At 70.6% G+C, this 7,856-nt stretch carries 7 protein-coding genes; 3 read left to right on the top strand and 4 right to left on the bottom strand.

All coding sequences use genetic code 11. From position 1 onward, the window contains the following. Positions 1-188: 188 nt before the first annotated feature. Positions 189-620, bottom strand: coding sequence for a hypothetical protein (locus tag AB0B85_RS25905; protein WP_357411571.1), 432 nt, complete (start codon positions 618-620; stop codon positions 189-191). Between the two features lie 173 nt (positions 621-793). Between AB0B85_RS25905 and AB0B85_RS25900 the strand changes: the two genes are divergently transcribed. Beyond that, positions 794-1,258, top strand: a complete 465-nt coding sequence (locus AB0B85_RS25900; RefSeq protein ID WP_357411570.1) for a GNAT family N-acetyltransferase — start codon at positions 794-796, stop codon at positions 1,256-1,258. A 10-nt stretch (positions 1,259-1,268) separates the two neighbouring features. Here the strand turns inward: AB0B85_RS25900 and AB0B85_RS25895 are convergent, their stop codons facing one another. The 3 genes from AB0B85_RS25895 to AB0B85_RS25885 form a co-directional block, all read right to left on the bottom strand. Then, positions 1,269-2,483: a cation:proton antiporter gene (locus AB0B85_RS25895; protein ID WP_357411569.1), complete on the bottom strand. Its 1,215-nt coding sequence runs from the start codon at positions 2,481-2,483 to the stop codon at positions 1,269-1,271. A 5-nt stretch (positions 2,484-2,488) separates the two neighbouring features. Further along, on the bottom strand, positions 2,489-2,989 hold the full coding sequence (locus tag AB0B85_RS25890; protein WP_124815967.1) for a TrkA C-terminal domain-containing protein: 501 nt from the start codon (positions 2,987-2,989) through the stop codon (positions 2,489-2,491). A 277-nt stretch (positions 2,990-3,266) separates the two neighbouring features. Next, on the bottom strand, positions 3,267-4,403 hold the full coding sequence (locus AB0B85_RS25885) for an epoxide hydrolase (RefSeq protein ID WP_357411568.1): 1,137 nt from the start codon (positions 4,401-4,403) through the stop codon (positions 3,267-3,269). Between the two features lie 84 nt (positions 4,404-4,487). On the opposite strand from AB0B85_RS25885, the gene AB0B85_RS25880 reads away from it, so the two are divergent. Continuing rightward, a complete protein-coding gene (locus tag AB0B85_RS25880; RefSeq protein WP_357411567.1) occupies positions 4,488-5,132 on the top strand; it encodes a helix-turn-helix domain-containing protein in 645 nt (214 codons plus the stop codon). 85 nt (positions 5,133-5,217) lie between these two features. Then, complete coding sequence (clpB, locus tag AB0B85_RS25875; RefSeq protein WP_357411566.1) at positions 5,218-7,809, top strand: ATP-dependent chaperone ClpB; 2,592 nt, start codon at positions 5,218-5,220, stop codon at positions 7,807-7,809. The last annotated feature ends 47 nt before the right edge of the window (positions 7,810-7,856 follow it).

The following is a 7,856-nucleotide window of genomic DNA, read 5'->3' as shown; positions in this document are numbered from 1 at the left end:
GGCGGCGGGCTGCCGGCGGGGCGCCCCGCGCCCCGGGGGGCCCCCCCCCCCCCACCTCGTCAGCGGTTCGGGCCGGGACGCGGTGCTGCCGCAAGGGGGTCCCGGCCCGCACCTCGTCAGCGGTTCGGGCCGGGACGCGGTGCTGCCGCAAGGGGGTCCCGGCCCGTGATTGCGGGCGGAAGATCCGTTCAGCCGAGGCGGCGGTTCTCGCGGACCAGGCCGCCCTCGCACCAGTCCCGGTAGACGAAGAGGCCCGGGCGGGCCAGTAGCACCCGGCCGTTGTGCGCCCAGATCTTCATCAGCTCGTCGCCGTTGCGCTCGGCCTGCTCGACGAGCTTGCGGAAGCGGCGCTTGGGGTGGGCGCGGAAGTTCGTCCGGATGCCGTCGGCCGCGTAGATGTAGAGACAGTGCAACGCGAAACGTCGTGCCGGGCAGGTCGGATCCATCGCCAGGTCGAAGAGCGTCAGGACCAGCCGGTCACCGGAGACCAGCAGGTCCCAGTCGGGTGGCATCGAGGCCAAAGGCACAGAATCGGGCTTGTACGCCCAAGCTCGCAATTCCGCCGGACTTGGATCGACGGGGTTCGCGAAGCCGTGGAACGTCGACTCCTGCACGCTCACCGGCCAACCTTCCGCTCTGGTCCGCGGGGTGGCGACGCTGCCTGCGGACCCTGGCTGCTGGGGCGAAACGGTAACCCGCCGTCGGGTGCTGCGGTAGTACCCGGGGGGAGCAATTCCGCAACCGTTGGCCTGGCCGGCCCCACGGCATCGACGGCGCCGTCGATGATGCTCCTATGGCAGTCCAAGTTAGACGGTTGCAGCGGGGCGCCGAGGCGCAGTTCGTCATGGGGCTGGAATGGCTGTTCGCCCCTCCCGGTCGTCCTCCCGGGGACTGGGACAATGACCGTGCCGTCGAGCGGACCGCGCAGTTGCTCGACCGCGAGGACGTCGCACTCTTCGGGGCGCGAACGGACGAGGACCACCTGATCGGCGTGGCAAGCGTCTACCTGGACATCCTCTCGGTGCGCTTCGGCCGTCGGGCCTCGATCGAGGATCTCGCCGTACACCCCGACTGGCGCTCCCGGGGTGTCGGCTCGAACCTCCTGACCGCGGCCAGGGCCTGGGCGCAGGAACAGGGCGCCGACTACGTTTTCCTGGAGTCCGGTCTGGCCCGCACCGACGCGCACCGCTTCTACGTCCGTGCGGGTGCGACCCACGCGGCCGCAGCTTTCCGGTGGACCGAAGGGCCCACCCGCTGACGGTGTCCGTTCAGTGCAGCGGGTCGGCGACCGGAACGCGCTCCTGCCGTTGGGCCGCCGCGCGGTTACGCAGCCACCGCTTGAACCACGGGAAGTCCGGCAGCCGCGCCAGGATCGGTCCGGTCACCACGGTGATCAGGACGTACGTCGCCGCCAGCGCCGCCAACCGCGGCTCGACGCTTCCGGCGGCCACCGCGAGCCCGGCGATGACGATGGAGAACTCACCTCGGGGTACGAGCGCCAGGCCGGCCCGCCATCGACCGGGTTCGGCGATGCCGACCCGACGGGCGGCGAGGTAGCCGGTGAGCGTCTTCGTCGCCATCGTGACCACGGCCAGGGCGAGCGCCGGCAACAGCACCGGCGGGATGTCCCGAGGGTCGGTGACCAGGCCGAAGAAGACGAAGAACACGGCGGCGAACAGGTCCCGCAGTGGGGAGAGCAACTCGGTCGCGTGGTGTGCCACCGGACCGGACAGCGCGATGCCGACCAGGAACGCGCCGACCGCCGCCGACACCTGGAGCTTCGCCGCGAGGCCCGCGATCAGCAGGGTCAGGCCGAGTACGCCGAGCAGCAGCGCCTCCGGGTCCTTCGCCGACAGGGCGGACGAGATGAGGTGGCCGTACCGGATGGCGACCACCAGCACGATAAGCACCGTGCCGACCGCGACGATGAGTGCGATCCCGCCGCCGAGCAGGCCCGTGCCGGCCAGCACGGCGGTGACGAGCGGCAGGTAGAGGGCCATCGCCAGGTCCTCGATCACCAGCACCGAGAGGATCACCGGGGTCTCGCGGTTACCGAGTCGGCCCAGGTCCGCGAGGACCTTGGCGATCACCCCGGAGGAGGAGACCCAGGTGATACCGCCGAGCACCAGGGCGGCCACCCAGTCCCAGCCGAGCAGCAGGGCGAACCCCGCGCCGGGCAGCGCGTTGAGGACACCGTCGATCAGCCCGGCCGGTGCCGCCGAACGGAGGTTGCCGACCAACTCGTTTGCCGAGTACTCCAGGCCCAGCATCACCAGCAGCAGAATGACGCCGATCTCGGCGCCGACGGCGAAGAACTCCTCGCTCGCGGCGAGCGGGAGCAACCCGCCGTGCCCGAAGGCCAGCCCGGCGAGCAGGTAGAGGGGAATGGGTGAGAGGCCCACCCGACGGCTCAGCCGCCCGAGGACGCCAAGCAACAGCAGCAGCGCGCCGACTTCGACGAGCAGAGTTGTGGAATCGTGCATCCGCCTCAGCCGTCCGGGTCACTGTCAGCGAGGATGGCGGACACACCGTCGAGACCCCGTCGAGTCCCGACGACCACCACCACGTCGCCGGCTGCGAAGCGGAAGGAGGGAAGTGGCGAGACGATCACTTCGCCTTCGCGGAGGACCGCCACGATGGAGGCGCTGGTGCGGGTACGCGCCTTTGTGTCGCCGAGCTTGCGGTTGACGTACGGCGACCCGGCCGTGATGGCGATCTGCTCGGTGAGTAGCCCGGCGGCCTGCTCGCGCAGCCCGGAGAGTTGACCGAGCATCAGCGACGCGCCGAGGATGTCGGCGAGCGCCTCGGCCTCGTCATCGGTCAGCGGGATGTCCGCCTGGCAGGCGTCGGGATCGTCAGGGTCGTAGAGGACCAGATCTCGGCGGCCATTGCGGTGGGAGACGACGCCCAGGCGACGTCCGGACTCCGTCACCAGATCGTGACGTACCCCGATCCCGGGTAAGGCGGTCTGCTCGACACGTACTCGCACCCGCCAAGGCTACCGCTTGGTTAACAACGCGCAGATCTTGGAGTGACGACGCCCTTCCAACCGTCCGGACCGCCTTGATCGACTCGGTCTCCGTGAAGTTGGGGTATCCCAGCGCGCGGACACCCCGACTTCACGGAAAACCGAGTCGATCTCTCGCACTGCACCGCCCGACTGCGCAGCCGAGTCGGGCAGTAACGCCGGACGGCGCCCGCCCCCGGGCGTGCGGGGCGGGCACCGAGGGCGGGCCGGGCACCGAGTGGGCCCGGACAGGGCCGGGTCAGCGGAGGCTGGCGAAGAACTCGCGGATGTCGGCGACCAGGACGTCGGTGGCCTGGTGGGCGGCGTAGTGGCCACCGACGTCGCCGCGACCGTCGACGTCCGTCCCGTACGCCGTCCACCTGACGATGTTCGCGTGGTCGCGCTCGGCGAAGCGGCGGATGGACTGGAAGTCGCCGGGGAACATGGCCAGCCCGGTCGGCGCGCTTGTCGGCTCGGTCGGTGTCTGCCCGGCGTGGGCGTCCTCCCAGTAGAACCGGATCGCCGAGGCGGCCGTGCCGGTGAACCAGTAGAGCGCCACGTTGGCCAGGATGAAGTCGGTGTCCAGGCTCTCGTCGAAGAGTTGGGCGTTCCAGGCGAGCAGCCCAACCGGCGAGTCGGCGAGGGCGTACGCCAGGGTCTGCGGCTGCTGGCTGTGCACCTGGTTGAAGGAGAACTTGTTCTCGTAGAACCACTGGAGGTGTCCGAGCGCCGCCTGGTCCGCCTCGGACAGCTCGGCGAACTCGGCCGGGTCGCCGGACGGGAACGAGAAGAGTTGGGTGACGTGCACGCCGAGGACGTGCTCCCGGTCGATCCGGCCCAGCTCCGGCGAGATCATCGAGCCGGCGTCGTTGCCGACCGCGCCGTAGCTGTCGTACCCCAGGCGGTTCATCAGTTCGGCCCAGGCGCGGGCGGTGCGGAAGCGGTTCCAGCCGGCGCTGCGGGTGGGCCCGGAGAACCCGAAGCCGGGCAGCGACGGGATCACCAGGTGGAAGGCCGGCGCGGTCGGGTCGGTGGGCTCGGTCAGCGGGGCGATCACGTCCAGGTATTCCAGCACCGAGCCGGGCCAGCCGTGGGTGAGCACCAGGGCGGTGGCGTCCGGCCGGGACGATCGGACGTGCAGGAAGTGGATCTGCTCGCCGTCGATCTCGGTGACGAACTGGGGGTGGGTGTTCAGTCGGGCCTCGACGGCCCGCCAGTCGAACCCGTCGCGCCACCGCGCGGCGAGCGCCCGCACCCGCTCGGTGCTCATCCCGTAGGCGTCGCCCGCGCCGGGCAGCTCGGCGGGCCAGTTCGTGCGGCCGAGCCGGGCGGCCAGGTCGTCGAGGTCGGTCTGCGGGATCTCGACGCGGAACGGGCGGATCGCGGTGCCGGTCATCTCGGACTCCTTCGGAACGGAATGTTTCGTTCTGCAATCACCGTAGCAGAGCGGAACGATCCGTTCCACTGGTAGTCTGAACTCATGCCGACCGCACCCCAGAAGACGCTTGGTGGCCGCCGCGCCCAGGCCGCCCGCAACGACGAGGTCATCCTCGAAGCCGCCCGTGCGGTCTTCCTCGCCGACCCGAAGGCGCCGATCGCCGCCGTCGCCGAGCGCGCGGGCGTCGGCATCAGCGCCCTCTACCGGAGGTACGCCAGCAAGGAGGACCTGCTGCGTCAGCTCTGCCACGACGGGTTGCGCCGGTATGTCGCCGAGGCCGAGTCGGCCCTCGCCGAGCCGGACGGCTGGGCCGCGTTCACCGGCTTTCTGGCCCGGGTGGTCGACGCCGACGTGCACTCACTCACCGTCCATCTGGCCGGCACCTTCACCCCGACCGAGGAGATGGGCCGGGACGCGATGCGCGCCAACGAGCTGGCCACCACCCTGTTCGAGCGGGCCCGCGCCAGCGGGCGGCTGCGCCCCGACGTGGTCGTACCGGATCTGGGGCTGTTGCTGGAGTCGTGCGCGGCGGTGCGCGTACCCGAGCCGGAGCGGACCGGGCAGCTGCGCCGCCGCCAGCTCGCGGTGCTGCTGGCCGGCCTCTCGGCGGTGCCGGACCCGGAGCCGCTGCCCGGCCCGGCCCCGGCGGCCGGGGAGTTCGACTGGCGGTGGCGTCCCCGGGAGTGATGGGCGTCACGCGCTAAGGTTGAGCGGAATACGCTCAACTCTGGTTGTGTCCTTCTCAGTGGACAACGCCGATCCGGGGGAGCCCATGAACACCGAAAGACTCACCACAAAGAGCCGCGAGACCATCACGGGCGCCGTCGCGCTGGCCAACCAGCGTGGTCACGCCACCGTGGAGCCCTGGCACCTGCTGCTGTCACTCCTGGACACCGACGGCTCGACCGCCACCGGTCTGTTGCGCGCCGTCGGGTCCGACCCCGCCGAGCTGCGCCGGACCGCCCAGCGCGCGGTGGACGCCCTGCCGGCCGCCCGCGGTTCGAGCATCGCCGAGCCGACGTTGGCGCGGGAGTTCGTGAACGCCATCGGCGCCGCCGAGCAGATCGCCCGGCCGCTGGGCGACGAGTACACGTCCACCGAGCACCTGCTCGCCGGCCTGGCCCGGGTGGGCGGCGCGGTGTCCGGTGCGTTGAAGACGGCGGGCGCCACCGAGGAAGCCCTGGTCGCGGCCTTCCCGACCGTTCGCGGTGGCGACCGTCGGGTCACCACCGCAGATCCGGAGCAGACCTATCAGGCCCTTACCAAGTACGGCGTGGACCTCACCGCCAGCGCCCGGGACGGCAAGATCGACCCGGTCATCGGCCGCGACTCGGAGATCCGCCGCGTCATCCAGGTGCTCTCCCGGCGGACGAAGAACAACCCGGTGCTGATCGGCGAGCCCGGCGTCGGCAAGACCGCGATCGTCGAGGGCCTGGCCCAGCGGATCGTCACCGGTGACGTCCCCGAGTCGCTGCGCGACAAGAAGCTGATCTCGCTGGACCTCGGCGCGATGGTCGCCGGAGCGCAGTACCGGGGCCAGTTCGAGGAGCGCCTGAAGTCCGTTCTGGAGGAGATCAAGAACTCCAACGGGCAGGTCATCACCTTCCTCGACGAGCTGCACACGGTCGTCGGCGCCGGCAAGGGCGAGGGCTCGATGGACGCCGGCAACATGCTCAAGCCGATGCTGGCCCGCGGCGAGCTGCGGATGGTGGGTGCCACCACGCTCGACGAGTACCGCGAGCACATCGAGAAGGACCCGGCGCTGGAGCGTCGTTTCCAGCCGGTGCTTGTCGGCGAGCCGACGATCGAGGACACCATCGGCATCCTGCGCGGGCTCAAGGAGCGCTACGAGGTGCACCACGGTGTCCGGATCACCGACGCCGCGCTTGTCGCAGCCGCCACTCTCTCCGACCGCTACATCACCGACCGGTTCCTGCCGGACAAGGCGATCGACCTGGTCGACGAGTCCGCGTCCCGGCTCCGGATGGAGATCGACTCCCGGCCGGTCGAGGTGGACGAGATCGAGCGGGCGGTCCGCCGGCTGGAGATCGAGGAGATGGCGCTGGCCAAGGAGCCGGACGCCGCCTCCGCCGAGCGACTGGAACGGCTGCGTAAGGAGTTGGCCGACAAGCGCGAGCAGCTCACAGTGCTCTCCGAGCGCTGGCAGACGGAGAAGAGCCACATCACCAAGCTCTCCACCGCCAAGGAGGAGCTGGAACGCCTCGGCGGCGAGGCCGAGCGGGCCGAGCGGGACGGCGAGCTGGAACGTGCCGCCGAGCTGCGCTACGGGCGGATCCCCGCCCTCAAGCTCGAGCTGACCCAGGCCGAGGAGGAGCTGGCCCAGCTCCAGGCCGACGGCGCGATGCTCAAGGAGGAGGTAGGCGCGGACGACATCGCCGCGGTGGTCGCGTCCTGGACCGGCATCCCCGCCGGCCGCCTACTCGAGGGCGAGACGGCCAAGCTGCTGCGGATGGAGGAGTCGCTGGGCGGCCGGGTGGTCGGCCAGGCCGAGGCGGTCGGTGCGGTCTCCGACGCGGTGCGCCGGGCCCGGGCCGGAATCGCCGACCCGGATCGCCCGACCGGCAGCTTCCTCTTCCTCGGCCCCACCGGCGTCGGCAAGACGGAGCTGGCGAAGGCCCTCGCCGAGTTCCTCTTCGACGACGAGCGGGCGATGGTCCGCATCGACATGAGCGAGTACGGCGAGAAGCACTCGGTCGCCCGCCTGGTCGGTGCCCCACCCGGTTACGTCGGCTACACCGAGGGCGGTCAGCTCACCGAGGCGGTGCGCCGCCGGCCGTACTCGGTGATCCTGCTCGACGAGGTGGAGAAGGCCCACCCGGACGTCTTCGACGTGCTGCTCCAGGTGCTCGACGACGGCCGGCTCACCGACGGCCAGGGCCGCACTGTCGACTTCCGTAACGCGATCCTGATCCTCACGTCCAACCTCGGGTCGTCGGTGATCGGTGACCTGACGCTCGCCGACGAGCAGCGCCGGGAGGGTGTGCTGGCCGTGGTCCGGTCGCACTTCAAGCCGGAGTTCCTCAACCGGCTCGACGACATAGTGGTCTTCGCCTCGCTGCGCGGGGACGATCTGCGGACCATCGTCGACATCCAGCTGGACCGGATGCGAAACCGTCTTGCGGACCGCCGATTGGCACTGGACATCACCGAGTCCGCCCGTCAGTGGCTGGCCGAGCACGGCTACGACCCGATCTACGGTGCCCGCCCCTTGCGTCGCCTGGTCCAGACCGCAATCGGCGACCAGTTGGCGAAGGCCCTCCTGTCCGGCCAGATCCGCGACGGCCAGACGGTGAAGGTGGACCAGAACCCGCAAACCGGCAGCCTCACGGTGACCCCCGCCTGAGCGCGGTGATCAAGAGGTTGCGTCATGGGCTGTCTTCTCATGACGCA

This window comes from Micromonospora sp. NPDC049044 (assembly GCF_040649215.1).
GTDB lineage: Bacteria > Actinomycetota > Actinomycetes > Mycobacteriales > Micromonosporaceae > Micromonospora.
The sequence above is the reverse complement of the archived record's forward strand: the minus strand, read 5'-3'. Positions and strand labels throughout refer to the sequence as shown.